The organism is Paenibacillus glucanolyticus NBRC 15330 (genome assembly GCF_004000885.1).
GTDB classification, from domain to species: domain Bacteria; phylum Bacillota; class Bacilli; order Paenibacillales; family Paenibacillaceae; genus Paenibacillus_AQ; species Paenibacillus_AQ glucanolyticus.
In genome coordinates this window covers 1-25,020 of the sequence record NZ_BIMC01000011.1, presented here as the reverse complement: position 1 = coordinate 25,020, position 25,020 = coordinate 1, and the positions used below count along the sequence as shown (strand labels likewise).

The window sequence follows — 25,020 nt, the reverse complement described above, 5'->3', positions numbered from 1 at the left end:
CTGGTTCCTCCTAAAACACTCTATGAGTATATCAGATTTGGTTATATATGTAATCTAATGGAATCTGTGGAACACGGGAAGTTGACCTGTCGATCCTATTCACCAAAAACAAAAAAGAGACCGCGTTACGCGGTCTCTAACAGTCCTTGCTGCTGCACAGCACAGCTACATCATTAGTGAGCACTTACCAGGATTTTCACCTGGTTCTTCTCTTTGAGCAGGGCCTCAAAGCCCCGGTCAATCACCTCGTCCAGTTTGATCCGCTGGGTTACCAGCTTATCCGCAGGGAAGAATCCTTTTTCCATCAGGCTAATGACAGCCGGGAATACGTCGCGATAACCGATGATTCCGGTAATATTCCGCTCCTTCATCACGACATCATTCGGCACGATGGGCGCGGAGGTTTCGAATATGCTGACAATCATAATCTGTCCGCCGATCTTCGTGGAGTTGATCGCTTGGCTCAGAACAGGAGGGACACCCGTAACCTCGAATGCCACATCGACTCCACCACCGGTGCGGCGATGAAGCTCATCCACCACAGCGTGGGCTTTCGGATCCAACACAATGGCACCCAACTCCTCGGCTTTCTGTTTCCGCTCCGGGGACAGCTCCACCGCGTAGATTTCAGAAGCGCCTGCTGCCTTCAATGCTTCGATCACAAGCAGACCGATAGGCCCGGCTCCGAAGACCACAGCTCGATCCCCGGCTTTCAGCTGACTTTGGCGCACGGCATACAGCGCGACCGCCGCAGGTTCTACCAAGGCTCCCTGTTCATAAGAGACACCGTCTGGAATTTTATGAACCATATGCTCATCGGCTGCCACATATTCGGAGAATCCGCCGCCACCGCCGGCAAGCCCAAGAAAGCCCATTTCTTCGCATAGATTATATTTCCCTTGTCGGCAAGCGTCGCATGTTCCGCATGAAAATACAGGCTCAACGACCACTCGGTCACCAGCCTTGAATTTCGTAACGCCTTCGCCAACCTCTACCACCTGGCCGGAAAATTCATGGCCCATAACGACGGGAGCCTGTTCTCCTGTAAGCGTATGAGGTGTATTCTCAGGTATAAATATAGGCCCGGCCACGTATTCATGGAGATCACTGCCACAAATGCCGCACCATTCAACCTTGATTTTCACTTTTCCATTCGTTGCTTGAGGCTCCGCTATCGTCTCCAAACGCAGATCCTTCACGCCATGCCAGCGCAATGCTTGCATTGTCTTCATCTCCTTATGAGTTCGAAAAATAAGAATGAAATAGGAAACGTTTCCGAAATCAAATATGTCACAGTTTTGACATTCTGTCAAACCCCGCAGCCCCAAATGTATGAAAAGTCATGGACAACTTCCGATTGTGCTTACTCTTTATTTTTCAAGGCGATAAAGCTAACTGTTCTGATGAAACAATCTCGATATTCTTCGTCTTACATGAGTACCATGATTTAAGTACATTCTTAATGTTATAATATAGATATGGCTCGATTTATTCTCCAAATTGCATTCAGAACAGGAAACGTTTCCGATATAGAGAGGACTTTTTCGAATATGGTGAACCCCAAAAAAGTGACAATTGAAGATGTCGCTAAAAAAGCGGGCGTCGGTATTGCCACTGTGTCCAGAGCGATCAACAACAGCAAGGGAATCAGTCCCGCAACAAAAGCACGGATCCTGCAAGTGATCGAGGAAATCGGATTTAGTCCGGATACATCAGCTCAAAGCCTGAAGGTTCGCCAGACGAATCAAATTGCCTTGGCCGTGCCGGACATCCGGAATGCCATTATCCCGGAAATCGCCTGGTCGGTCGAACAGACCGCCAAGCAGCATGGATATCGTGTCGTTCAGATCAATACAGCTGGCAACGCCCGCAACGAGCTTGAAATTGTGAGGGATATCAAGAAGCTGCACGTGGATGGTCTGATTATTATGCCGCTGGCCTATCCCAAAACACTGGGCGAGCAAATCAATAAATCCAGCCTGCCCGTCTCCATCATTAATTACGGGAAGCAGTTAGGCGAGGAGTATAAGGCCGATATTGTCGGACTTGCCCGCCAGGAGGGCAGACTTGTCATGGAGCATCTGCTGAAAATCGGACGAACCCGAATCGCCTATGCCGGAGCCCCCAAAGATAAAATCGAAGAGCGGTATTGGGCATATGAGCAGTCGCTGAAGCAGGTCGATCCGTCCCTCGTTTATTTCGGGGAGGATTTCTCATTTGAAACGGGGGTTCGTGCAGCAGACTATTTTTATGGACTGAAGCATATGCCGGACGCCATCTATGCGGTTAACGACATGGTCGCCATCGGCATTGTCAATCGCTTTAAGGAGCTGCATGTACGGATTCCCGAAGATGTGGCGGTCGTAGGCATCGATAACAATGCTTGGACAACCGTTACCAATCCGCAGATCAGTTCGGTTTCCATCATGGGGGACGAAGTTGCGCGTCTGGCTACGGAACTGCTCCTCAAGCGCCTTCGCGAGCAAAAGTCCGGCCAATACGAGCGTGTGCAATTCGAACCGCGGCTCATCGTGAGGGAATCCAGCATTTCCGTCATTCGAAACGCGACAACCGACTAGGGTTGCCGGACAATAAACAAAGCCTGGATGCGAAGTTCCAGGCTCTTTTCTTGCGAATATTTACTTCGGAGTCACATTAAGAATCCACAATTTACTGCGCACTCGCCTTCTATACCTTGAAAAACTGCGGCAAATACAAACGGTTCCGCTCCAGCATTTCATTCAGCATCCATTCCGCTTCACTTACGGAATCGATAAGGGGATGACTGCTTAGCGCAAGCAGCGCCTTCTCCCTGCTTCCCGTCACTGCCGCTTCAATGGTCAGGCTTTCGTAGGTCTTCACCGCTTGAATCAGGCCGACGGCAGCAGCGGGCACTCGCTTAATCGGGACCGGAACGGCACCGCTCTTCGTGACAACACAGTTCACTTCAATGCTGGCATCCGCAGGCAAAAATTCCAGCGTATCGCCGTTCATAACGTTCAGCGTCTGAATTTCGCCGCTGTCCGTATGAATAGCCTTCATCAAATTGACAGCGGCCTCAGAGTAGTAAGCACCGCCGCGCTGCTCCAGCTGCTTCGGCTTCTCCGCAAGCTCCGGACGCTTGTAAATCTCGAACAGCTCATCCTCAAGACGCTTGACCGTCTCGGCTCTTGTCTCACCTCTGGCCGCGGCAGCTTGCTGCTCCCCGAGCATCTCACGGTGGAGATAATAATATTTCAGATAATAGGACGGAATCGCGCCGATTGCCCGAATGAGTGTATCATTCCAGGCAAGCTGCGGTACATTGCTCGCTGAATAGCTTCCTCCTGCCTCCAACAGCTCCTCCAGCTTCGACTCTCCATCAATCTCGATCCGGCTGATCCAGTGCAGATGATTTAATCCGGCAAACTCACAGTAGATGCGTTCGGCAGGCACCTGATACAGTCCAGACAGCCATTTGTAAGCGGCGATCGGGGAATTGCATAATCCGATGGAGCGGATGCTCGAATGCTTCATGATTGCTTCCGTAACCATACCGGCCGGATTCGTAAAATTAAGCAGCCAAGCGTCTGGACACAATGCCTCCATGTCCCTGCATATATCCAGGAGCACCGGGATCGTACGCAGAGCCTTCATCATGCCGCCGGCTCCGGTCGTTTCCTGCCCGAGCATTCCGTATTTTAACGGGATTTTCTCATCCCAGCCTCTTGCCTCGAGCAGCCCTACACGCATCTGGGTCGACACGTAATGCGCATCCTTGAGCGCTTCCTTGCGATCCAGGGTTAAGGAAACGTTAATCGGCAGTCCGCTTCGCTCAACCATCCGCTGGGCCAGCCCGCCAACAATGGCGAGTTTATGATGACCCACCGGTATATCCACCAACACGATATCCGTCACCGGAAACGACTCGTAATGCTGAATGAAACCTTCGATCAGCTCAGGCGTATAGGACGAGCCTCCCCCAATAACAGCCACTTTCAATCCAGTGCCCATTCCATATTCCTCCCCTTTACAGCAAGTTCGTGATGCAATCGCTCATATACGGCGGCGTCCGGTACGACGCCGTTCCCATCCATTGCGAGCAGAACGGCACCCGCAGCGGGCTCAAGGGTCAATATGCGCAATCGGCTCTTCGGTGCGGCTGCACTCACCTGGGCCTCGATATACGGAACGACATAATCCCCTTCGCCGCGGGTCAGCACACTGCCTGCCAGCACAACGTCGAAGGCATCATGGCGCATGCCCAGCTTGTGAATAACTGCACTTGCGACCTTTCCCAGCTCCAGCCCTTGCCTCGCCAGTATCTTTCTGGCGGCTTCATCTGCCGGCGCCGCCTGAAACAACAGCTTTGCCAGCGTGTGCGGCGCCCTTCTGCCCTCGTCCAAAAAGCGGTGGAACATCTCCTCCACGCTGCCGAAGCTAAGTTCATCCAGCGTGAGCGAAGTCAATGAAGTCGGCTTCTCCCGGCCTTCCCATGAACGAACGACTGTGCGAAACACCTCGACGGCCAGATCACCGCCTCCGCCGAAATCGCCGAATGCATAACCGAATCCTCCAATCTGTATCTCCTCTCCCGCCGCATTCACACCATAACCGTTCGTCCCGCTTCCGCATATAAGAACGACCCCGTCCGTCTGTCTCGTGCCGGCTCTCATCGCAATGACGGTATCGCATACGATCTGATGTTTCTTGAAACCCATGCCACTGATCATAGGCCGCAGGATGCGGAAATCTGCCTCGCGGTCGGCTCCTGCCAGCCCGAAGGAGGCACAGGTAATGCTCTCTCTTTCCAGCTCCGCCTGTGCGAGTGCTTCATCCACGGCTTGTCTTATACTTCGCTCCGCGAGGGCGGCGCCAAGCTGATGATTGCCGCAGCCGCTGATGCCCCTCCCTGCAATTCGTCCCGTTTCGTCCGCCACGACAGCCAGGGTCTTGCTCCCTCCGCCATCGACTCCCAAGTAATAGTTCAAGTATGATCTCTCCTATGCTGCCAGGCTGAGGAAGCCGTCCCGCCAAGCCTCCCGGCCGTCAACCTGGGATCCTTCAAATCAGGCGGCTTCCTGCCATGACGTTTATTTCGATACTGCCATCTTCTCTTTGTTCTCTTGCCATTTCGCTGTTTTGTACTTCAACAGCTTGTCGTAACCCGCCTTCTGTGCATCCGCCTCTGCCTTGTCCAGAAGCGAGAGCACTTCCTGATCAGAGGACGTTGAGCTAATCGCTTTTGCTCTGGCCTGCTCATATATTTCGAACACACGCTGTGCAATGATGCCTTCCTCCGAATCGCCTGCAGGATCAAGGTTGACGTATTCCGTTGTATTCATCTGCGTCTTCCAGGTAATCTCGGATTGCCAATACGTCTCAAAGTTCCGTTTCTCCGGCGGCAGCGTGGACTCGAATTTCATCTTGGAGTTGTCCACGTACACCGTGTTGCCGCTCCATTGGAAGTTGACAGTGGCATTCATCAGCTCATCGCGGCCTTTCGCATCGCTGGTGAATTTATCGGTGAAGAGCGGCATATCCTCTTCATCCGTTCCATCCCAGTACAGCCCTTCAGGCCCCCACATGATCGTACGCTGGCCTTCCGGACCTGTGAACCAGTCCAGGAACGCGAAGATCGCCTCAGGATCTTTGGCCGCTTTCGTAATGACGCTGACATTCCAGCCGAGCTGCTTGTAATCGCCCGGGTAAATTTTATTGCGATCCAGTTCCGCTTTGTGTACAGGCCATACCATAATGTAACCTGCATCCGGGTCCTGCGCTTTCAGCAGATTATTGCCCTTGGAGCCGAACTCCGTCGGGCTGGATGCCACATAAACCGCTGCTTTTCCGTTCAGAATCTTCTGCTCAACCTGCTCCAGCTTCTGTGTAAAGGCATCCTGAGTGACCAGCTTCTCACGGTACAGACGGCCCATATACTGCAGCAGCTCCCGATAGACCGGGTCCGTGAACAAGGATACGAGTTGATCCCCTTGCGGTACGGCAATCATGCTGTTGAACGTATAAGGACGATTCTCTGCGAATGCGGAAACCATGATGTCCACACCCGCGGCCGCTTGGCCCACCTCCAGCGGCACAACATCCGGATATTTTGCCTTTACTTGCTTCAGATAAGCATACAGATCATCCGGAGTTTCCAGGCTTGGCGAACCCAGCTCCTCGTAAATCTTCTTATTGACGAGATAACCGGCGTTGCCGTTGGGCTGCGTTGTATACCAGTTCGGGAACTGATACAGCTTCCCGTCCGGAGAACGAAGCAATTCGAGGGTGGATTCTCCGGCCCATTTTTTTAAGTTTGGATATTTATCCAAATAATCATCGAAGGGCACCAGCATTCCCTCGGAACGCAGCTTCTCGACCTCCGCTCCCGGTTCCATCCAGATGACATCCGGCAATTCCCCGGACACAATCATGGTGCTGAGTTTGTTCTTGGCAACGCCACCGGAGCTGACAGGCACGACGTTGACCTTTTTATTCTCCTGGATCCACTTCGTTGCAAGATCTGCACCCCAATCCGGCATCGTATACCAGTCATAATGGCCGTAGAACGAGAACTCGAGCGGCTTCTCCCCCAGCACAAAGGCATCCCCCGTGCCTGGTGTTTCATTGTTTTGCGAGCTTGGGCTATCACTCTCCGGGCTTGCGGAATTGCCACTTGAACCGGAACACCCCATCAGAGCCATGACGATGACAAGTGTGACTGACAAGGCAGACAGAAGCTTCATTTCCCCTTTTTTCATTCCCAGTGCTCCCTTCACCATTCATCTATGGTCAAAGCTGTCGCTTTAAACCCTCCTGTTGGCTGGCTTGAACTACTCCTTCAAAGAACCGATCAATACACCCTTAACAAAATACTTCTGAACGAACGGGTATACACACAGGATCGGAACGGTTGCCACCATCATGGTAGCCATGGACAACGACTTGGTGGTCACGGCCTTCATTGCGCTCATTCGGCCTTGCGCGGCAGCGTCCATATTCTGCATCTGCTCCATCATGATATTGGCATTGAGTATCTGCTGGAGCTTCGTCTGGATTGGCAGCAGATCCGCATTGGATATATAAATGCTGGGAGCGAACCAGTCATTCCAGTGGTATACAGCCGTAAACAGCGACAGCGTCGCAATGACCGGACCTGAGAGCGGCAGCACAATTCGGAAGAATACCCCCCAGTTCGATGAACCGTCGATATGAGCCGACTCCTCGAGTCCGGGCGGGATGCCCTTAAAGAACGTCCGGAAGATGATCATATTCCATACGCTGATGATGCCGGGTATGACCATAACCCAGAACGAGTTCATCAGACCCAGCTCCCGAATGAGCAGGTAGTTCGGAATGAGACCGCCGCTGAAATACATAGTCACGATGCACGTTACCATATAGAAGCTGCGTCCCATTAATTCACGCTTCGAAATGCCGTAGGCAAATATGGCGGTTGCCACAATGGAGAGCAGGGTGCCCGTTACCGTGCGAAACACCGAGATGATGAACCCGTCAATCAGCCGCTCATCCTTAAACACCACACGATAATTCTCAAGCGTGAATTCGCGCGGCCAGAATGTAATCCCGCCCTGCATCGTATCGGTCCCCGAGTTAAACGAGATGACGGCGGCGTTCCAGAATGGATACAGCGCAATAAATGCAAGCAAAGCCAGCGAGCCGTAGACGATGCCAACGAACAACCGATCTCCGTTCGACAGCCTCATATGAATCTCTCCCCCTTCTTCCCTACCATAGGCTGTTCCCCGATCGGCGGGCCCAGTAATTGGCCCCGGCCAGTAACACTACGCTGATGATGGCCTTGAACAGGCCTGCCGCGGTCGCGTAGGAGAATCGGCTGTTCTGAATACCAATCCGGTACACATACGTATCCAGCACATCGCTGACATCCCGCAATACCGGATTGCCCGCCAGCAGCAAGATATCCTCAAAGCCTGCATTCAGGAAATTGCCAATGGCCAGAATCGAGAACACAACGATGATCGGCATAATGGACGGAATCGTAATGGAGAAGATCTGCTTCAATCGGCTTGCACCGTCAATCGAGGCTGCCTCATACAGTTGGGGATTGATGCCCGCGATAGCCGCTAAATACACGATGGATGAGAAACCGATCTCCTTCCACACGTTGGTCACGGTTAAGATGCTCCAGAAATATTTCGGCTCCGACAGAAAGTTAATCGGGTCGTCGATCAGATTCAGACTCTGCAGCAGGATGTTCAGGCTGCCGTTATCCGTAGACAGGATAGAGATCGCAAAGCCCGATACGATGACCCACGACAGGAAGTGAGGCAGATAGCTGATGGTCTGGACGATTCTTTTGAAGGACCGTCTCCCGACTTCGTTCAGCATCAGCGCGAGCAGAATCGGCGCCGGAAACCCGATGCACAGCTTGAGCACACTAATAACGAGGGTATTCCGCATAATGGTCCAAAACTCCGGCGCTCCGAAAAACATGTCAAAATGCTTGAAGCCCACCCAGGGACTATTCAAAAATCCCTTGAACAAACTGTAATCCTGAAATGCCATGAGCACGCCATACATCGGAATATAACTGAAGACAAGAATGAACATCATAGCCGGAAGCACCATGAGCTGAATATCCCATTGCTTCAGGAAGCGGTGCAGGCGGCCCTTCTTCCTGTGCGGCTCTGCCTTGCGATGGATCTCGGCTTGCGGCATGGGCATCTCCCCCTTTTAACTTTGTGTTAGATTTATTGACATAACTCTGAGATGCTTGCCACTTCATTGTATCGCCTGCACCAGGCTCATTTCTCTGCTAAAACGAGTAAAAACCAGCACTATATCACTGGTTTTTAGGAATTTTGCTTTTGTGAAGCCTTCGGCGTCATGCCGATGTGCTTTTTGAACAGCCGATTAAAATTGGTCAGCGTGCGGAAGCCGCATTCCAGGGCAACATCCATTACTTTCATATGACCTGCCTCCAGCATCATGACGGCTTGCTCCAGCCGAATATGGATGAGGTACAGCAGCGGCGGCATGCCAACCGCGCGTTTGAATATTTCGCTGAACCTGGAAGGGCTGAGGTAGACGAGTGATGCCAGCTCCTCCAGTGTCCAGGGATGCGCGAAATTTTGTTCCATGACCATGATGACCTGGCGCATCTTCTCAAGCTGGCGCTCGCTGATGCTGGGCTCGCCTCCGTTGTCCCCCACCTGCCGGCATTCCCGGTTTACGGTAGCCAGGAACTGCAGCAGAAGCGCGTAAACAACCGTAGCATAGGAACGCTGCTCCCTCTCATGCTCCTCCTGGAGCTGAAACAGAAGTGCATGCAGCTTGTCCATGGCCGGATGGTCGCGGTGGATCAGATTCGTGTAATGCTTGCCCATCTCCCGGAACGGACTGAACAGCTCCGGGTCGAACCGGAGGTTATGGATAAACCAGGTCGAATCGAACGTAATGACCGTGATGACAAGATCCTGGGTCTCATAGGCGCAGTGAAGGTCATTGGAGTTGATAAGCAGCACGTCGCCCTGCTGAAACTCAAATTTCTGCCCGTTGATGATGTAGTAGCCTGTCCCGGCTTTAATATAATTAATCTCCAGAACATTATGCCAATGAAGCTTCTGATAGGGGCTCGTCACGCCAATCGTATCGACGACAAAAATCGGATAATTCTTAGCCAATTTTACTTTTTCTTTTGGAATCGCTTCTTCCCGCATGATAGACGGCATCCTAAACCCCTCCGCAATCGTTTATTTATGTAAGCGCTGCACACATACATTGTTTGTCAAAGACTCTATCATCCACATTCCATAGTTGTAAATAAAAAAAGCTGTCCCGAATGTCATTCCTGACATGGAACAGCTTATTGACACCAAAAACTTCCGAGTTAGCGTTCATCGTCCCCCATCTGCGGAACGTTAGTTTGCCGGGGTGAATTTAATCCAATCGTAGTAAGCGCGTACCGGAGTGCCCGGGTAATTGAATTTCCCCGTCCATATTTCAGCTGGCCCCGCACCTGACCATAAGTTGACCATAATATGGCCCGGGCTTGTCGGCAGCGCACCGCGCGAGCCGTTCTCCGTGTGTACCAATTGGCCGTCTACATACCACTTAATGGACGTTGGCGACCATTCGAACGCATAGTTATGAAAATCGAGGGAGGCATCAAATCCCAGGTTGATAATGGTGCTATGCTGACCTACGCCATTCGTAAAATAATTGGTTTCCATCTTCGTGGTGTCTTTCCCCAGGATTTCAATGTCGATTTCGTCGTTGGACGTGCCGGTCCCTGGTCCGGAATACGTGAAGAGGCTCGTGACGAGTCCCGTTCCCTTGGCTGCTTTCAGCCGCGCTTCGACCCGGCCATAGCCATACTTGACGTTTGTTGCGTACTCGGCGGAAGCATAATTTTTCCCTGAGCAGCTGGCAGGACAGCCTGCCTTGTCGAGTCGCAGAGCCATAATGCCATTCGAGAATTCCTGGTTAGCCGCTTTCCAGCCGACACCGAAATCCGGGCCATTTCCCCATCCATCGGAGGTATAGAACAGGTTAGGGTTCGTTCCATTCAGCGGTTCGTTAAAAGCCACATCTGCAGCCGACGCTTGAATAGGTAACAGCAATCCGCATAACAGGGTACCTGCCGTAAGCACGGCCGTCATGTTCCTTCTGAAATTCATTAGCATGTTCATGAACAACACCTCTTCCTTGGAATGTAATGAATAGAATACAAGTACGATGCTTCTATGCTTCCGGGAATCTTGAAGGAAAACAGGCCCCTTTCGTTAAAATAGTTGATATGGGTGTAACTTATTGGTTGTTCATCTTCATCCTACATGTAAATATTTAGTAAATCCTAGCCATTTCAATGATAATACTGCACTATTTAACGGTTATCCTCAGTCAGACATGCGAAAAAAGGCTGCCACAGGTCGCTTGATCCCCCCTGTCACAGCCTTATACAGCCACCTCAAGAAGCATATCTAGGTTGGCACCAGAACATATTGCTGCCGATAAGCCGTTGGTGACGTGTGATGGTATTTAGCGAACGCTCTCGAGAACGTATGCAGATTGGAGTATCCCAGCGAAAAAGCCGCCTCGGTGACGGATACATCCGTTTCTGTCAGCAGCGCCGCCGCCCGCTCCATCCGCAGCTTCATTAGATAATGACTTGGACTGATGCCGTGTACCCGGATGAATTCACAATAGAGATGCGTTCGGTGTACACCCGCATGCTCGACAACATCCGTAACCGTAATGCCTTCCATGTAATGGGAATCCATATAATGCAGACTCTGCTCAAGCCAGTTCGATCTGGTCCCCTTTTTGGCCGGGGCGCCAGACAGCAGTTCAAACAGATGATACACCCATTTCTGGCGTGCAAACTCGCTGCCAAGCGTATCGTCATCCACACATTCGTAGATTTGATTTAACACCCCCGGCAGCTCTGCCTTCATCGCGTTGCGAATAAAGGGCTTATGCGGATGCAGACCAATTCGGTTCAAAGCGCTGACGGCAAACTCTCCGTTGAGTGTGACCGAATGTGTACGGAGCGGAGATTCCGGATGATGATTCGATTCCCAGTAACTGTACCTGATATGAGGGAACAAACAAAAGGCGTCCCCTTCTGACAAGGTAACCTCCTCCTCCCCATAGACCAGTGAGACCTTTCCATTTAGAACAAAATGCAGCGAATAGTTCTCCGATACCTTGGGACCAACATAATAATGGGATTTGGCAATGCTCCGACCCGTGCGGAGGATCCATATTCCGCTCTTTCTCTCCATATCTGAAGGAATGCAGTACTTCATGTCGACATACTCAAAGGCCATTTCCTTCACCTGATATCCCTCCCGTCACAAAAAATGTTTCCTATGATGCGGAGCCCTGGCAAGACTCCATGGCCTTCATCTATGGAAAAACAACAAAGAGGCACAGCGCCACCTGCCGTGCCTCCAGTGATCTGGTCGACAAACCTCGGTTTATGATCCCGAGTACCTGATCCAAAACGGCAGCCGAGGCCCTTTCATCGATCCGTCGTCCGAACGCCATGGTCCCGAGACTAACCTCCGACACTTTCACTCCCGTTCTGCCAAACGTCCTGTACTGCATAGTTACAGCCTCCTTGTATTGTCTGGTATACAAAAACAACCGGAGACACACCTTGGATCATGATGATCCAAGGATGCATCTCCGGTTGTCCGGTAGATGAAGAATTCCTTAATTATATTATTTCCGATATGTTAAGTAGGATTATAGCATCGTCTATTTTTGTCGTCAATTATTTTTCATGTTGGATTCTCGGCCAGATCAATCTGGGATGTCTCCTTACCGTCCGCTCCAAAGACAATTCCCGCAAACACCAGCGCTGCTGGAGAAGCGGTACAACACGCTCCATGAACGGCTAAGGTCCGCCTCAAACGCAAAGGAGCCATAATGTTGAATCCATCATAAGCTCCTCTGCCCCTCAACTCACTCATCCGATCTCTTTACAATGCTTCCTGCTGCTCGACCAGCTTCTCTACGTAATCGCTGACATACTCTGCATCCTGCAGACGAGATTGCACCTCCGTCTTCCACGTCTTAGCATCCCTTAATGAAGCAAGACTTTCCGTGCTGCCATACCATGTCTCTACTTTATCCCTGGAAATGCTGAAGACTTGGTCCTCGAATGCAAAAATCAGCTTCTCCAGATTATCAATCATCACAAAATTTGCAGTGGAGTTATACAGGAGAAACTCCTTCAGCTTCTCCTCCTTCAGAGCTCCAGCAACTGCTTGAAAACGCAGCTCTGCCGTCTGTTCCTCCGGGTACAGCTGGAAGGTGCGCCCGATCTCGCGCAACGGAAGCGAAGCATTCAGATTTATGAAATTCCCTGCATTCCCCATATAGGGACTGGCAAAACTTAATGAATTACGAATATCATGCGTCATCGGATCATTCTGTTCTGCTTCGTACTGGATGGCCTGGGCATGCGCCCGAGGCTTGATATATCCTTCCAGCGCAATCATGCCCCCTATGCCAATAAGCAGCAATACAATGATCAGCATATTCTTTCTACTCATTGCTCATTCACCTCATGTTTAATCGTCAGCTTACAGGCTTTATGGATCAGCAGTGGAATGAAAATCGACGTTAATGGAATCGCATATTGCAGAACAGTAACGTAAAAAGAATACGGGCCGTCTATCCGCAATTCCCTTCCAAACCATACATCACTTCCGAATTGCATCGCAAAGGAATAAGCCGAAACCACGATGACAAAAATCCCCCACAGTCCCCACGCTGCCTTGCTCCATTTGAACAGCTTGCCTGCGTTAATGACCGCCGTCTGCTTCTCATATACTTTCAAATGTCGTGACATGGAGAGATAAACCACCCCACTCAGCACAACAAGACAAAGCAGTAATCCATTCACCGCTATACCACTCGGCAGAATACGGGCAGGGATGCTTGCAATCCAGGCCAGCAAGGAATAAATCAAGGCGCTCTGAACCAAATCGTAACGGTAGCGGTAGCTGTATATCTTCTGATTATCGTCAATTAAGGACTCAATATCCTCAATGTTGTCAATAGCCAGGCTGATAGCTGATTGATAATTCATACCATTCTCCATGTAATCTGTCACCCGTGCCTCTAAATTGCTGAGAACCTCATTCTTCAGTTCTACAACCTCTTTGGTTCTACGTTGATTCGCAAATAGGCGGTCGACAAAGATCTCAAGATCATGCCGGTTTGTCATTGCTGTCTCAGCTCCCTTCCGTTACCGATCAGAACATCGATTATTTCCCGTGCAGCCTTCCACTCTTCCTGATTTTGTGTTAAACGCTCCTGTCCATCCTGACTAAGATTGTAATATTTACGCCTTCCCCCCTGGGTTTCTTCCCCCCAATAGGAGCGTATCAAGCCCTGCTTCTCCAGCCTTCTCAGACTGGAATACAGGGTAGGCTCCTTGAGCTCAAACCGGTTCCCGCTTCGCAATGAGATTTCCTTGATGATCTGATAGCCGTAATTATCTCCGTCCAACAACACGCACAGAATAAATGTATCAATATTTCCTCGTATTAAATCACTGTTATGTAATGACTCCATCAAGCTCCTAAACCTCCCCCACTGGCGGAATAGGTATAATATAACGCATATTACTATGCGTGTCAAAGTAATATTTCACACATGTATATAGACGAAATGAATGTTCTACAGATTGACGATTTACAAGCACCTGCTATATAATTCATGAAAGTTCTTCCTATTATAAATAGAATCCATTCCATGCTATATATGATATCGAAACATTTCTTTATCGTATCAGTATCTGCAGGAGGAGACGGTTGTGCTTCTTAAATACATTCGACGACTGAAATACTATATACTCCGAACCCTCCGCATGCAAAATAGCGATCATCGGATTGCGCTCGGCTTTGCCGTTGGCTTCTTCCCTTGCTGGTATCCGACTTTTGGCATTGATCTGCTGCTGGCCCCGCTGCTCGCTCGGCTGGTACGGGGTAATATTCCCTCGGCCTTCCTTGCAGCCACGGCCGGGTCCGTCCTATGGCCCATCTTGTTCTATTTAAACTACAGAGTCGGGGTATTGGTGCATCTGTTCACCACATTTCCCAAAACATTTGAAATTGAAGATGCCCTTACGGTTCCAGTTCCTGAAACGGATTATATTATCGAGACCGATCATTTTGGCAGATTAGGGCATATGGGTGTTAACTTTCTTGTAGGTGCCCTCATCAACAGCGTCCTGTCTACGTTGATCCTCTATATTCTGCTGCGCATCATGCTCTCGGTTTACCGCAAACCCCTGCTTCAGAAAATCAAGCAATCCATCCGAAAAGGAAAATCCAAAATCATAAGATGAACCCTTCATGTAAAAGCGCCCGGAACTTCACTCCGCGGCGCTTTTTTATATAGAAATCCCCTTGTTTGTGCCTTGACCAAATCCAGCCTCCTTGACAAATTCTCTGGAAATTTCGGTATAAGTTGCTAAGAGTACGGCATTCTAAAGAGGATGAGCCTTCACTACTTACCAGCAAGGGAGGAAAGAATGGATGAAATCGAAAGTACAGGACGAACTCCTTCTTAACGTCAAGAACCGTCTTGAGAATTGCGAAGATGTCATCTATCAATCCTTACGCATCCATGGATCGACATGCACCATCATCTATATTGAATCGATTGTGGACATCAGCACCTTGCACGAACATATCGTTAAACCCCTTATCAAGGAAGCCGCGCAGGTGCAGCATAATTTCGATAACTTCATTGACTGTATGGATCGCGGAGATACGCTATCGGTTCCGTTTGAGCGCTCAGCCTCGGCCGAGTACATTGCCAACATGATTGTAGAAGGCAGAGCCGTACTGATTGTCGAGAAACTGACCGAGAGCTATTTGTTTGATATTGTTTTGTATCAGAAACGAGCGGTTTCGGAATCGCAGAACGAACTGGTGGTGAATGGCCCGCAGGAGGCTTTTATTGAAGACATCGGCACAAATTTATCGCTGCTGCGGCACAAAATCAAGCATACCGATTTAAAAACCATCCGTTATCAAATTGGCGATTACTCAAAGACAGCCGTATATATGGTATACGTGGACGGTTTATGCAAGCCCGAAATCGTATCCCAGGTAGACCGTCAGTTGAAAAGCATATCCATTGACGGGACTTTCGGGATCAGCACCTTGTCGGAGCAGATGAAAGAAGGCGTGAAATCCCCCTTCCCGCAGTTTCAATATACGGAACGACCGGATTCCGTAGCTGCCTCCCTGCTTGAAGGAAGAGTCGGCATCATGCAGGACGGGACACCCTCGGCACTCATCGTGCCCGTGACGCTGTTTTCGCTGCTGCAGTCGTCTGAGGACTACTACCACAGCTTCTTCTCTTCCAGCTGGATACGGATTATCCGGTTCATGTTCGCCGTTATATCATTGCTAATGCCCTCTCTGTATGTCGCGATCACAACGTTTCAGCCATCCATCATACCAACCGATCTGCTGATTACCATTGCGGCATCCCGTGAGAATATCCCGTTCTCCGCGCTGGCCGAAGCGCTGATCATGGAGCTGACGTTTGAAGCACTGCGAGAAGCCGGAACACGGATTCCCAAGCCCGTTGGACAGACCATATCCATTATCGGCGCCATCGTCATTGGACAAGCTGCGGTTGAAGCAGGCATCGTATCCAATCCGATGGTCATCGTGGTATCGATAACGGGCATCGCTTCTTATATTATCCCGCACTTCGAGCTTGGGCTTGCATTTCGCTTGCTGCGCTTTCCGATACTGATTCTTGGAGGCACTCTCGGTCTCATCGGTGTATTTGCCGCCGCCTTTCTCGTGTATGGACACATGGCTTCGCTGAAGTCGTTTAACACGCCGTATCTGCAGCCAGTGGCGCCACTCGTAATATCCGAATGGAAGGATACCTTCTTGCGGGCACCATCCATGCTGATGAAGAACAGGCCTAAGGCCTATGCATCATCCAACAATTTAAGGAGACGAAAGTGAGCATGACTCTACTCAAATTGTTCAAAATTCTGCTTCCCCTCATTCTGCTAACAGGCTGCGGCTTCAGCCTGACCAAGGTGGAAATCAATGAACAAACCTTCGTATTTGCCATGTACATCAATGAGGGCAAGCAAAAGGGGACCGTTGAGGTGACCATCAGCGCCCCCCTGCCGAACCGTCTCACATCCGGCCGGCAAGCGGGAGGACATGGCGGTGGAGATCCTTATGCCATGGTAACCAAAACGTCCACCACGGTGCAGGACACCCTCCATCTCATTCAACGGGATCTCTCTCGCCGGTTTGACTTCAGTCACACCAAAGTGGTTGTTGTAGGCAAAGGTTATGCCGAGGCGGGACTTGAGGATCTGATGGATTGGCTCCAGCGGGAACCAACAACAAACCTGCGTACATACTTAATGGTTGCACCCGGCGATGCTAAAAAAGTCGCGGAGCTGACACCGGTGTTTGAGCAAATGCCTTCCGAAGTGCTCATCCGGTTTGCGACTCAACATAACATGATCAATACAACCTTGAAGGATTGCCTGTATGCTGAATCCGCTAACCAGGGATATGCCTTGACCTATTTGGCAGCACAAAAAAAACCGATGGTGGCCGACCAGGAAAAGCTGGAGCCTTGGACTGGAATTCAAGGTACGGCTATTTTTCATAACCATCGACTTCTTACCACACTCCCCATGCAGGAGTCCTTGGCTGTCAGTTGGGCCGTAAACGAAGTGAAGGGGCCGCTGTATACCGTTTCCTGGAATGAAGGAGCTGGGAGAGCCAGCGTATTTCTCATCTCGACAAACTCGAAGAAATCCGTGCGTATGGTCAATGGCCATCCGGTATTCACGATTAAGCTAATTGGAATCGGGGATGTCATCTACAAGCGGAACCAGAAGCAGTTGGACACGTTGGAAGCCAAACGAATTATCGAGCGAGAGCTCAATGACATGGTCAAAAGCGAATTGCAAAAAGCGCTCAGCACTTCGCAAAGGGTGGGCTCCGACATTCTGCAGTTAGGCATGCTGGTGGACTGGAACTATCCTGACCATTGGGAAAAGGTTCGCTCCGAATGGGCGAATTACTACAAGAACGAGGTTGAGATCCAGGTCGTCACGGACATTCGGGTCCGCAACTTCGGAACAACGCTCAAAATGAAACCGAAATAAGGAGGCACGTCCGAATGCTGGCACTTTTATTCTTAGCTTATGCCCTGGTTGAATGGTTCATTGCGAAGAATAAAGTAAAAGCCCCCCGTGAAAAATGGACGATGCTTGTTCTTATTGTGGCCTTTACGATCTGGAACCTGTTCGCCCTTTACTTTCACGAATGGCTAACCCCAAACCATCTGATCATCTGGTTATTTGGCTGGCTTGATAGGTTATAAAAAACGGAAAGGACGTAAGCATCCTCATGCGTAATACTCCCTGGCAGCTGTTCCGATTCGGATTTGTTTATCTTAACGCCATACCCACTGGCTTTCTGATCAGCCCCATACTGTGGAATTCTGCCTATTTAGGCTGGGCTTCCATCCTGGTAGGGTATGCCATGAGCTTGATTCTGCTGTGGTTTACCATAAAGGTTGGGCTCTGGGATCCGCATAAGCCATGGCTCGACTTCGGTAGCCAGCTGGTTAGCAAGTGGATTCACTTTCCGATTGTTTTCCTGGTGATGGTCTGGGCCATTAATTATATCGGGATGGATATCGAAGGTTTCACTTTATTCTTTGACACCAATTACATGCGGGAAACCCCGCAATGGTTTGTCCTCCTCATCGTGGGCATGGTCGTCACCATAACCGCACGCTGGGGCCTCGAAACCATGATCTATATATCCGATGGATTGTTTATCGTGATTGTGATTGCCATTGTGTTTATGAATATGTTTTTCTTCAAGGAAGCCCATTTCGATATGGCCATTGCGATGGTCAGACATCACAATTACGGATCCACGATGAAGGATGCCCTGTTCTGCCTCTCCTTTTTTGCGGAATGGATCGTATTCCTCTTTCTCGCGCCCTACCTCAAGTTTGATCGAAGATCGTTTCGAAACCTGGCGGCAGCCGGGCTGCTGGTAACCATCGGCATGCTGCTCCAATGGGCATCCACGCTGTTGAATTTCGGCCCTTATCTGGGCCGTGAGCTTCAGTATCCGCTCGTTGAATTAATGCGGGCAGCCAGTGGATTCCTCGGAAATTCGGATCCGCTGATGATCGGTCTGTGGAGCAGCTCCATGTTCCTGCACAGCGCTTTTTTAATCCATATCAGTGCAAGATGTCTTGCCAAGCTGTTTCAATTAAACCATATGGACGGTCCCTTGATTGCCATCATCGGGGGAACCGCTATCGTAATCGCATATCAGTATTCGCAGAATCCGATCCGATTTATGGGGGATTTCAATTCCTTCGGGATGGCGGTGTTTTTTATTTTGATGGAGTTCATCCCCATTTTCTACTGGATAGCCTCCCTGTTTCGCAGACGTGGACATAAACATAAGCCCAGACAGAAGCCCAGACAGAAACAAAAGCCTGCTTAAAACTACTGCTCGACAATCCATAGTCCCTGCTTGGCAATGAAACATAAAAGAGAGCGGCAATCATGCCGCTCTCTCCTTCCTTAACATGACCTGTCAAGGCCCCAGCCTCTCTATATACGAGTTATCAACATACTTTTCATATTGAATCGGCTGTTTCAGGAATCCGCTTGCCTCCAAAATCTCGACCGAAGCCTGCTGGGTTGCAATAGCATCCCGCGTGATCGGTGTAAGCTCCGCGTTTTGGTTGCTGAATACCTCCTTCAGGATTTCGACCGGTATCTTCTTCTCATCGGCAAACATCTGGGCCATTTCATCCAAATGCTCATTCTGCCAGACAATCGCCTCCTTATACACCCGGAGGAACTCCGTCACAAGCTCCGGGTGCTCCTTGGCAAAATCGGTACGGGCAATCAGCGCGACCGGCGCGAGAATTCCCTGTTCGGGACCCGCCACAAGGGCAGCTGTTTTTTGCCGTGTCAGCTGGGTCGTAAACGGATCTATAGCAACCCATGCATCTACTTTCCCCGTAGTGAAAGCGGGCAGTGCGTCGGTAAACTGTAAATTGACAATCTCCAGATCCTGCTCGGATAATCCATACTTGGCTAATACCTTCAGAAGATACACATGGGAGGTCGTCCCTTTGGCCAGGGCAATTCTTTTGCCCTTCAGATCCTCCACACGATGCACCGGCGAATTCGCTGGCACCAGTATGGAATTCAGTCTCGCTCCATTACTGATCAATCCAATATTAACAAAAGGAAGTCCTGCGGATTGGCCTTGAAGAGCTGCTCCGTCACCAAGAAGTGAAATATCCACACGATCGGCTGCCAATGACTCCAGCAGCGGCGGACCGCTCTGGAATTCGCTCCATTTCACGGTTGCGTGATGAGCCTTGAAGCTCTCTTCAAGCCAGCCCTTCTCCTTGATGACCGTAAATAAATTGGTTCCCCCATTAATCGCCAGCTGGACAACGATCGGTTCCTTCTCCCCCTCCCCCGCCTCCGAGGTTTTGCTGCTGCACCCTGTTGCAAACATCAGCAGTGTCAGCATGAATAAGAGGACTATCATTAACTTAAAGTGTGATGACTTCATCAGGACCATGGCTGCTTCTCTCCTTGTTTATATCCAGCAGGACGTTTGCTTTTACTAAGCATGGATGTTAGGCGTTTTCAGATAGGTCTTGCTTTGCCGGCCGTCCACGCTGTACGGCACTTCTCCTGCAAGCGTAACGCGGCGAACGATGCGGTGCTGTTCACCATAGTCATTAACAGCGATATGCTGGGTCGAGCGATTATCCCAGATGGCTACATCCCCTGCTGCCCAGTGCCAACGCACCGTATTTTCCAGGCTGGTGATGTGGCCTTGAAACAGCTCATATAATCTGGACGATTCCGCTGCGGATACTCCAAGCAATCGCTTGACAAAACTCCCTAGTAGAAGCGATTTCTCCCGGGTCTCCGGGTGAACGCGAACGATGGGGTGCTCGGTCTCATAGACGGTGGATGCAAATGTGCGCTGATACTCCTTCACGCTGTCCTCCGAGGCTTCCGGACGTCTTGCGGCATAATCATACAGATTCGTGTGAACCGCCCACAGCTTCTCTGCCAGCTCCTTCAGCTCTTGCGGCAGACTGTCATAGGCAGCTGCGGTATTGGACCATACGGTATCTCCACCGGAAGAAGGCACTACGACTGAACGAAGTACAGAAATGCTGGGATATGCATCGATAAATGTAATATCCGTGTGCCATGCATTGGCGCGTCCGCCATGATGCGAATCGATCTCCAAGATATAACGGCTTCCTTCTTTGGTCTTCACCGTAGGATGTGCGAAGGGCTCACCGAGCAGATCCGCGAAGACTTCTTGTCCCTCATCATCCAGATGCTGTTGATTTCGGAAGAACAGCACTTTGTGTTTAAGAAGGGCCGCTCGAATAGACTGGACCGCAGCCCGATCCAGATCTCCACCCAGTGTGATCCCCTTCACTTCGGCTCCAACGCGGCCGCCAATCGGCCGTACCTCTAATGTATCTGTTTCTTGTTTAACTCCAATACTCATAGACTCTGCACTCCTTATTTATAGTTTTCATTCCATGAAACACGATTTTAATAAGGCCGGTCGCCGATAATCGATACCCGCTCAGCCACCCTGCGGTTCGGATAATAATCATTTACAGCATAGTGCTGAGTCGAACGGTTGTCCCAGAACGCTATCGTATGAGCATCCACTCCATTCATCAAATTTCATAATTCTCATGTGAATAGTAGGTATTTAGGGAATAAAAAAAGATCCAACGGTTTAGCTGATTTGCTAAATCCGTTGAATCTCCGGAGGCCCAGTCGATTCCCGAATACCCTTTATTCGAATGAACTACTGAATTTCACGTCTTGTTGTTGTGTATTTGATAATATATTCCTATCCAATACATGTCAACCATTTTCTGAGAAGATCTGTTTTCAGCTTTATTATCAAAGTTTCCAACAAAAAACCAACATTTTGTGAAAGCGCTTCCTACAAAAGGTTCTTTTATTGTAAGCAATTGGCATATTATATAGTACAGTAGACCAGCTGGCAAGGGTGGCAACTAGGAGGTGATAGGCATGGGCGTGAATGAGGCATTGGCTTTGATGATTTCGTTCGCCACTCTGGTCGTTTCGATCCTTGCTTTCCATAATAAGAAATAGACCCGTCCCTTGTACAGATGAATCTATTTCTTACGTCTGGTTGGAGCAAGCAATCATCCGCCCTGCATGCAACAGTCCGCTGTATCAGGAGTCGGCGGCAACCGGCTCCTTTTGTGATACACAAAATATCCTATTCCGATTTTTACGCAAATATGACTCTGGGATGCAACTAAGTATTAAGAATCGGCGTCACTTGGGCTAAAATCTGCTCGATCTGCTTGGAACTCTCTTCATACATTTTTTTCGCCTTTTTACTTTTGGTACTAAGGCTGAACAGCTCTAAATCTGCTTGGCATTTTTTTAAATTTGCATACAACAGCTTGCGCTCCTCATTCTGGGGAACCTGAATCTGATCGTCATACAAATCCACGGTAAGTGTGCCGTACGTATCAACCTGGGCAAAATAAACATCCTTCAACTTGGCTCCTATTTTATCCAGCTCATCCAGCAGCCAATTCTGGCCAAAACCCATAACTCGCAGGGGCTCATCCATGATATTCCCGTCCATAACAACAACCTGCGGCGGTTTCTCCGGAGCCACCGTAATGCCTAAATGCTTAGGGGTTAACGGGAGATTCTCCCGCTTCTGCAGGATATTGATCTCCCCACTGGATTCCATAATGGCAAACTCCACATCAGCCAGTTGAAAAATATCTTTTTTTCGAAGCTGCTGCATGATCTCATCAGTGGACAGGCGCTCTTTTTTCATATTTTCCTCAAGAATCTTTCCACCCTGTATGAGCACGGTTGGTTTAAAGTCTATAAAATCACGTGCCTTCTTACTCTTGATCTGCAAAAACTCGATAGCAAGAGAGCATAAGACCCATACCCCCAACGCAATCAGTCCCAAATACCAGTTCGTATTTAAATCCATGGATATGTAGGCAGCCAAGCTACCAATGGTAATCCCGGTCAAATATTCGAAAAAAGACAATTGTGTGACCTGACGTTTTCCAAGCAATTTTGTCATCAGAAACAGCACAATTACGGCACATAATGTACGAAGTACAATTTCAAGCCATTGCGGCATAAATGACCCTCCTCCATCTTTTTGTTCAATGATCACCTTATAGATTATTGTCAAATTTACGCATAGAAATTACACCATTATTTTCCTGTTCCCCCATCATGCATGATCTGAGAGAAAATGAGTACATTATGATGCATGAAAGGAGTGATAAAAATGACTGTAGCATCCGATGTAAAAACATGTCTCTCATCCTTGAAAAGCGCTCAGGCCAGCCTTGAGCAATTTGCGTTGTCTACACAAGACCAAAATGCTAAAACTCTGTTTACCACTGCCGCACAACAGACACAACAAGTCGTAGACCAAGTGGCACAGCGAGTCCAGCAGCTTGAACAGGAAGAGCCTCAGTATAAAGGCTTCTAATATTCGTTGCACTTTTGTTCTAACTGCGAGTAAAACCCAAGTTCGCCTCCTATCATTCCCTGGTAGGAGGTTATTTATATTGTGTGAATTGTTATTGAGTTATGCTCTACATCAGGGTAAAGTGGTAATAACAAAAGGCGGACTACAAGGAGGCAGATTCTATGAAGAATGGTACGCAGTCCATGGATGTCATCACATTCGGCGAGTCCATGGGATTGTTATATCCGGAAGGCACACGGGGAATTGGTCAAGGCGGAAGTTTGGCGCAATCCTTCGGCGGAGCCGAGAGCAATCTGGCCATTGGCCTGGCCAGGCTAGGCTGCTGCAGCGGCTGGTTTGGTCAACTGGGCAGCGATCCGCTCGGAACCGGTATTTTGAAAACGCTTCGCGGAGAAGGGGTCGATGTTTCACGCGCCAGGCAAACTGATGCCGCGCCGACCGGCCTTATGCTAAGACAGAATGTACGCGGTCAGTCCTCCGTGTACTACTACCGCAAAGGCTCAGCGGCCAGTCAAATGACGCCGGATCTCGTGGATTCCGAATACATAGCTAATGCCCGTATTCTTCATTTCACCGGCATTACGGCAGCGCTGAGCAGCAGCTGCCTGGATACGATTCGGCATGTGATTTCTGTGTGCAAGGAGCATGGCGTTCTGATCAGCTTCGATCCCAACCTAAGGCTCAAGTTATGGAATATAGAGGAAGCCCGCCCTGTTCTGCTGGAGCTTGCCGGAGCCTGCGATTATTTCCTCCCCGGCTACGATGAATGCAAGCTTTTATTTGAAACCGAGGATGAGCAGGTCATCATCAACCGTCTGCGGCAGCTGCCTGGAATGTCCATTATCAAGAGTTTCAACGGAAACAACGTAATGGTTCACCAGGATGTAACCTACTCCCTGCCGTTTGAACACGTAGAGCAAGTGGTGGATACCGTGGGGGCAGGCGATGGTTTCTGTGCCGGTTTCCTTGCCGGTATTGCCAAGGGCTGGACACCGGAAGAGGCTTTATCCCTGGGTGGCTTAACTGGCTCGCTGGTTATCCAAGCTCCCGGTGATTGGGAAGCGCTTCCGACATGGGATGAGGTTCAGCAGCGGCGCGGCCATTCGGCTCATATCGAGCGCTAGACCTTTTCATAAGCTATAATCCCTAATTCATTCATCATACGACAAGGAGCTGTGTAGCATGAAAAAACTAAGACTGATTGAACAGATTCATCAAGCCGGTGTTGTAGCTGTCCTGCGCGGAGATTCTCCAGAAGAGGTAGTGGAAATCGCCAAGCGTGCCATTGAAGGCGGCATTAAAGTGATCGAGGTCACGATGACCGTACCTTTTGCTACGGAAGCCATTACAACGCTATCCAAAATGTACTCTTCCAAGGATCCGCAAGCTGATGATTATGCCATCATCGGTGCCGGCACCGTCCTCGATTCCGAAACGGCCCGAATCACCATACTGGCTGGCGCTGAGTTCGTTGTGTCCCCAAGCCTCGACCGGGATACCATTATGCTCTGCAATCGCTACCGGATACCGGTCATGCCGGGCGCTGTCACCGTTCATGATATGATCGCCACGCTAGAGCTCGGTGTCGATGTCATTAAACTCTTCCCGGGGAACCTGTACTCTCCATCGGTTATTCCATCCATGAAGGGCCCGCTTCCGCAAGCCAACATTATGCCGACCGGCGGCGTGAACCTGGACAACCTTCACGAATGGATTAAGGCCGGAGCATTTGCTGTCGGAATCGGATCCGATCTAACCAAGGACGCACTCAAGAGCGGGGATTATAACCTCATTACGGAGAAGGCGCGCGCTTACATTAATGCCTTCAAAAAAGCCCACTCCCCGTCATAATTTCATTATCATGAAGAAACTCTCTTCCCTTTTTCAATGCAACATTGCGATAAACAGCAGGCCTAACAAGAATCAATTC

Annotated in this window: 26 protein-coding genes and 2 pseudogenes; 10 read left to right on the top strand and 18 right to left on the bottom strand. The window is 49.8% G+C overall.

Features of this window, described 5'->3' with window-relative positions; all coding sequences use genetic code 11:
* Positions 1-173: 173 nt before the first annotated feature.
* Positions 174-1,223 (bottom strand): 2,3-butanediol dehydrogenase, encoded by a 1,050-nt coding sequence (locus PGL02S_RS16515; protein ID WP_006212128.1) that lies wholly within the window; start codon positions 1,221-1,223, stop codon positions 174-176.
* Between the two features lie 327 nt (positions 1,224-1,550).
* On the opposite strand from PGL02S_RS16515, the gene PGL02S_RS16510 reads away from it, so the two are divergent.
* On the top strand, positions 1,551-2,579 hold the full coding sequence (locus tag PGL02S_RS16510; RefSeq protein ID WP_006212129.1) for a LacI family DNA-binding transcriptional regulator: 1,029 nt from the start codon (positions 1,551-1,553) through the stop codon (positions 2,577-2,579).
* A gap of 109 nt (positions 2,580-2,688) precedes the next feature.
* Here the strand turns inward: PGL02S_RS16510 and PGL02S_RS16505 are convergent, their stop codons facing one another.
* The 13 genes and pseudogenes from PGL02S_RS16505 to PGL02S_RS16445 all read right to left on the bottom strand — a co-directional run bounded on the left by PGL02S_RS16505 (position 2,689) and on the right by PGL02S_RS16445 (position 14,058).
* Complete coding sequence (locus PGL02S_RS16505; RefSeq protein ID WP_036643410.1) at positions 2,689-3,993, bottom strand: 6-phospho-beta-glucosidase; 1,305 nt, start codon at positions 3,991-3,993, stop codon at positions 2,689-2,691.
* A complete protein-coding gene (locus PGL02S_RS16500) occupies positions 3,978-4,970 on the bottom strand; it encodes an N-acetylglucosamine kinase (RefSeq protein WP_036643411.1) in 993 nt (330 codons plus the stop codon). Before PGL02S_RS16500 ends, PGL02S_RS16505 begins: the two co-directional genes overlap by 16 nt.
* A gap of 102 nt (positions 4,971-5,072) precedes the next feature.
* The gene (locus PGL02S_RS16495; RefSeq protein ID WP_036643442.1) at positions 5,073-6,740 is read right to left on the bottom strand and encodes an extracellular solute-binding protein; all 1,668 of its coding nucleotides are present in this window, start codon (positions 6,738-6,740) and stop codon (positions 5,073-5,075) included.
* 72 nt (positions 6,741-6,812) lie between these two features.
* Entirely contained in the window at positions 6,813-7,706 is an 894-nt protein-coding gene (locus PGL02S_RS16490; RefSeq protein WP_006212133.1) for a carbohydrate ABC transporter permease, read from the bottom strand.
* Positions 7,707-7,728: 22 nt separating this feature from the next.
* Complete coding sequence (locus PGL02S_RS16485) at positions 7,729-8,682, bottom strand: ABC transporter permease (RefSeq protein ID WP_006212134.1); 954 nt, start codon at positions 8,680-8,682, stop codon at positions 7,729-7,731.
* Between the two features lie 134 nt (positions 8,683-8,816).
* Positions 8,817-9,695 carry an AraC family transcriptional regulator gene (locus PGL02S_RS16480; RefSeq protein WP_006212135.1) on the bottom strand — a complete coding sequence of 293 codons (879 nt, stop codon included), beginning with the start codon at positions 9,693-9,695 and terminating at the stop codon, positions 8,817-8,819.
* A gap of 189 nt (positions 9,696-9,884) precedes the next feature.
* Entirely contained in the window at positions 9,885-10,655 is a 771-nt protein-coding gene (gene bglS, locus PGL02S_RS16475) for a beta-glucanase (RefSeq protein WP_006212136.1), read from the bottom strand.
* A gap of 291 nt (positions 10,656-10,946) precedes the next feature.
* Entirely contained in the window at positions 10,947-11,795 is an 849-nt protein-coding gene (locus PGL02S_RS16470) for an AraC family transcriptional regulator (RefSeq protein WP_231888279.1), read from the bottom strand.
* A gap of 160 nt (positions 11,796-11,955) precedes the next feature.
* Positions 11,956-12,075: pseudogene (locus tag PGL02S_RS16465) on the bottom strand (aldo/keto reductase); the annotation flags it as partial.
* A 176-nt stretch (positions 12,076-12,251) separates the two neighbouring features.
* Positions 12,252-12,398, bottom strand: a complete 147-nt coding sequence (locus PGL02S_RS16460) for a hypothetical protein (RefSeq protein WP_218029248.1) — start codon at positions 12,396-12,398, stop codon at positions 12,252-12,254.
* 54 nt (positions 12,399-12,452) lie between these two features.
* The gene (locus tag PGL02S_RS16455) at positions 12,453-13,028 is read right to left on the bottom strand and encodes a DUF4825 domain-containing protein (RefSeq protein WP_036643413.1); all 576 of its coding nucleotides are present in this window, start codon (positions 13,026-13,028) and stop codon (positions 12,453-12,455) included.
* Positions 13,025-13,705: a permease prefix domain 1-containing protein gene (locus tag PGL02S_RS16450; RefSeq protein WP_036643414.1), complete on the bottom strand. Its 681-nt coding sequence runs from the start codon at positions 13,703-13,705 to the stop codon at positions 13,025-13,027. The genes PGL02S_RS16455 and PGL02S_RS16450 overlap by 4 nt, the downstream gene beginning before the upstream one ends.
* Positions 13,702-14,058 (bottom strand): PadR family transcriptional regulator, encoded by a 357-nt coding sequence (locus PGL02S_RS16445; protein WP_036643415.1) that lies wholly within the window; start codon positions 14,056-14,058, stop codon positions 13,702-13,704. The genes PGL02S_RS16450 and PGL02S_RS16445 overlap by 4 nt, the downstream gene beginning before the upstream one ends.
* 238 nt (positions 14,059-14,296) lie before the next feature.
* Between PGL02S_RS16445 and PGL02S_RS16440 the strand changes: the two genes are divergently transcribed.
* The 5 genes from PGL02S_RS16440 to PGL02S_RS16420 all read left to right on the top strand — a co-directional run bounded on the left by PGL02S_RS16440 (position 14,297) and on the right by PGL02S_RS16420 (position 19,016).
* Positions 14,297-14,830 carry a DUF2062 domain-containing protein gene (locus PGL02S_RS16440; RefSeq protein ID WP_036643416.1) on the top strand — a complete coding sequence of 178 codons (534 nt, stop codon included), beginning with the start codon at positions 14,297-14,299 and terminating at the stop codon, positions 14,828-14,830.
* A gap of 190 nt (positions 14,831-15,020) precedes the next feature.
* Positions 15,021-16,478, top strand: coding sequence for a spore germination protein (locus PGL02S_RS16435; protein ID WP_036643417.1), 1,458 nt, complete (start codon positions 15,021-15,023; stop codon positions 16,476-16,478).
* Positions 16,479-16,480: 2 nt separating this feature from the next.
* Positions 16,481-17,650, top strand: a complete 1,170-nt coding sequence (locus PGL02S_RS16430; RefSeq protein WP_036643418.1) for a Ger(x)C family spore germination protein — start codon at positions 16,481-16,483, stop codon at positions 17,648-17,650.
* A 14-nt stretch (positions 17,651-17,664) separates the two neighbouring features.
* Entirely contained in the window at positions 17,665-17,868 is a 204-nt protein-coding gene (locus PGL02S_RS16425) for a hypothetical protein (protein WP_036643419.1), read from the top strand.
* Positions 17,869-17,894: 26 nt separating this feature from the next.
* On the top strand, positions 17,895-19,016 hold the full coding sequence (locus tag PGL02S_RS16420) for a GerAB/ArcD/ProY family transporter (RefSeq protein WP_036643420.1): 1,122 nt from the start codon (positions 17,895-17,897) through the stop codon (positions 19,014-19,016).
* Positions 19,017-19,109: 93 nt separating this feature from the next.
* Here PGL02S_RS16420 and PGL02S_RS16415 read toward each other — a convergent pair whose 3' ends face one another.
* The 3 genes and pseudogenes from PGL02S_RS16415 to PGL02S_RS16405 form a co-directional block, all read right to left on the bottom strand.
* Positions 19,110-20,066: an NrtA/SsuA/CpmA family ABC transporter substrate-binding protein gene (locus tag PGL02S_RS16415; protein ID WP_244892300.1), complete on the bottom strand. Its 957-nt coding sequence runs from the start codon at positions 20,064-20,066 to the stop codon at positions 19,110-19,112.
* A 96-nt stretch (positions 20,067-20,162) separates the two neighbouring features.
* A complete protein-coding gene (locus tag PGL02S_RS16410) occupies positions 20,163-21,074 on the bottom strand; it encodes a TauD/TfdA dioxygenase family protein (RefSeq protein ID WP_036643421.1) in 912 nt (303 codons plus the stop codon).
* Between the two features lie 47 nt (positions 21,075-21,121).
* A pseudogene (locus PGL02S_RS16405) lies at positions 21,122-21,229 on the bottom strand (taurine dioxygenase); the annotation flags it as partial.
* Between the two features lie 387 nt (positions 21,230-21,616).
* On the opposite strand from PGL02S_RS16405, the gene PGL02S_RS29120 reads away from it, so the two are divergent.
* Complete coding sequence (locus PGL02S_RS29120; protein ID WP_223260591.1) at positions 21,617-21,700, top strand: putative holin-like toxin; 84 nt, start codon at positions 21,617-21,619, stop codon at positions 21,698-21,700.
* 169 nt (positions 21,701-21,869) lie between these two features.
* Here the strand turns inward: PGL02S_RS29120 and PGL02S_RS16400 are convergent, their stop codons facing one another.
* Positions 21,870-22,730 carry a DUF421 domain-containing protein gene (locus PGL02S_RS16400; protein ID WP_006212151.1) on the bottom strand — a complete coding sequence of 287 codons (861 nt, stop codon included), beginning with the start codon at positions 22,728-22,730 and terminating at the stop codon, positions 21,870-21,872.
* 153 nt (positions 22,731-22,883) lie between these two features.
* Between PGL02S_RS16400 and PGL02S_RS16395 the strand changes: the two genes are divergently transcribed.
* The 3 genes from PGL02S_RS16395 (at position 22,884) to PGL02S_RS16385 (ending at position 24,941) form a co-directional block, all read left to right on the top strand.
* Positions 22,884-23,090, top strand: coding sequence for a DUF1657 domain-containing protein (locus PGL02S_RS16395; RefSeq protein ID WP_006212152.1), 207 nt, complete (start codon positions 22,884-22,886; stop codon positions 23,088-23,090).
* Between the two features lie 161 nt (positions 23,091-23,251).
* Positions 23,252-24,214 carry a sugar kinase gene (locus tag PGL02S_RS16390; protein WP_006212153.1) on the top strand — a complete coding sequence of 321 codons (963 nt, stop codon included), beginning with the start codon at positions 23,252-23,254 and terminating at the stop codon, positions 24,212-24,214.
* Between the two features lie 58 nt (positions 24,215-24,272).
* Positions 24,273-24,941 (top strand): bifunctional 2-keto-4-hydroxyglutarate aldolase/2-keto-3-deoxy-6-phosphogluconate aldolase, encoded by a 669-nt coding sequence (locus PGL02S_RS16385; protein WP_036643422.1) that lies wholly within the window; start codon positions 24,273-24,275, stop codon positions 24,939-24,941.
* Positions 24,942-25,020: the final 79 nt, after the last annotated feature.

What these genes read in the sequence shown, in the direction of transcription:
- PGL02S_RS16435 (WP_036643417.1), top strand. Translation starts at nt 15,021, where the DNA reads ATGAAATCGAAAGTACAGGACGAACTCCTTCTTAACGTCAAGAACCGT.
- PGL02S_RS16510 (WP_006212129.1), top strand. Translation starts at nt 1,551, where the DNA reads ATGGTGAACCCCAAAAAAGTGACAATTGAAGATGTCGCTAAAAAAGCG.
- PGL02S_RS16470 (WP_231888279.1), bottom strand. Translation starts at nt 11,795, where the DNA reads ATGGCCTTTGAGTATGTCGACATGAAGTACTGCATTCCTTCAGATATG.
- PGL02S_RS16395 (WP_006212152.1), top strand. Translation starts at nt 22,884, where the DNA reads ATGACTGTAGCATCCGATGTAAAAACATGTCTCTCATCCTTGAAAAGC.
- PGL02S_RS16460 (WP_218029248.1), bottom strand. Translation starts at nt 12,398, where the DNA reads ATGGCTCCTTTGCGTTTGAGGCGGACCTTAGCCGTTCATGGAGCGTGT.
- PGL02S_RS16410 (WP_036643421.1), bottom strand. Translation starts at nt 21,074, where the DNA reads ATGAGTATTGGAGTTAAACAAGAAACAGATACATTAGAGGTACGGCCG.
- PGL02S_RS16400 (WP_006212151.1), bottom strand. Translation starts at nt 22,730, where the DNA reads ATGCCGCAATGGCTTGAAATTGTACTTCGTACATTATGTGCCGTAATT.
- PGL02S_RS16480 (WP_006212135.1), bottom strand. Translation starts at nt 9,695, where the DNA reads ATGCCGTCTATCATGCGGGAAGAAGCGATTCCAAAAGAAAAAGTAAAA.
- PGL02S_RS16490 (WP_006212133.1), bottom strand. Translation starts at nt 7,706, where the DNA reads ATGAGGCTGTCGAACGGAGATCGGTTGTTCGTTGGCATCGTCTACGGC.
- bglS (WP_006212136.1), bottom strand. Translation starts at nt 10,655, where the DNA reads ATGAACATGCTAATGAATTTCAGAAGGAACATGACGGCCGTGCTTACG.
- PGL02S_RS16495 (WP_036643442.1), bottom strand. Translation starts at nt 6,740, where the DNA reads ATGAAAAAAGGGGAAATGAAGCTTCTGTCTGCCTTGTCAGTCACACTT.
- PGL02S_RS16425 (WP_036643419.1), top strand. Translation starts at nt 17,665, where the DNA reads ATGCTGGCACTTTTATTCTTAGCTTATGCCCTGGTTGAATGGTTCATT.
- PGL02S_RS16420 (WP_036643420.1), top strand. Translation starts at nt 17,895, where the DNA reads ATGCGTAATACTCCCTGGCAGCTGTTCCGATTCGGATTTGTTTATCTT.
- PGL02S_RS16430 (WP_036643418.1), top strand. Translation starts at nt 16,481, where the DNA reads ATGACTCTACTCAAATTGTTCAAAATTCTGCTTCCCCTCATTCTGCTA.
- PGL02S_RS16455 (WP_036643413.1), bottom strand. Translation starts at nt 13,028, where the DNA reads ATGAGTAGAAAGAATATGCTGATCATTGTATTGCTGCTTATTGGCATA.
- PGL02S_RS16390 (WP_006212153.1), top strand. Translation starts at nt 23,252, where the DNA reads ATGAAGAATGGTACGCAGTCCATGGATGTCATCACATTCGGCGAGTCC.
- PGL02S_RS16515 (WP_006212128.1), bottom strand. Translation starts at nt 1,223, where the DNA reads ATGCAAGCATTGCGCTGGCATGGCGTGAAGGATCTGCGTTTGGAGACG.
- PGL02S_RS16485 (WP_006212134.1), bottom strand. Translation starts at nt 8,682, where the DNA reads ATGCCGCAAGCCGAGATCCATCGCAAGGCAGAGCCGCACAGGAAGAAG.
- PGL02S_RS16505 (WP_036643410.1), bottom strand. Translation starts at nt 3,993, where the DNA reads ATGGGCACTGGATTGAAAGTGGCTGTTATTGGGGGAGGCTCGTCCTAT.
- PGL02S_RS29120 (WP_223260591.1), top strand. Translation starts at nt 21,617, where the DNA reads ATGGGCGTGAATGAGGCATTGGCTTTGATGATTTCGTTCGCCACTCTG.
- PGL02S_RS16385 (WP_036643422.1), top strand. Translation starts at nt 24,273, where the DNA reads ATGAAAAAACTAAGACTGATTGAACAGATTCATCAAGCCGGTGTTGTA.
- PGL02S_RS16450 (WP_036643414.1), bottom strand. Translation starts at nt 13,705, where the DNA reads ATGACAAACCGGCATGATCTTGAGATCTTTGTCGACCGCCTATTTGCG.
- PGL02S_RS16415 (WP_244892300.1), bottom strand. Translation starts at nt 20,066, where the DNA reads ATGCTGACACTGCTGATGTTTGCAACAGGGTGCAGCAGCAAAACCTCG.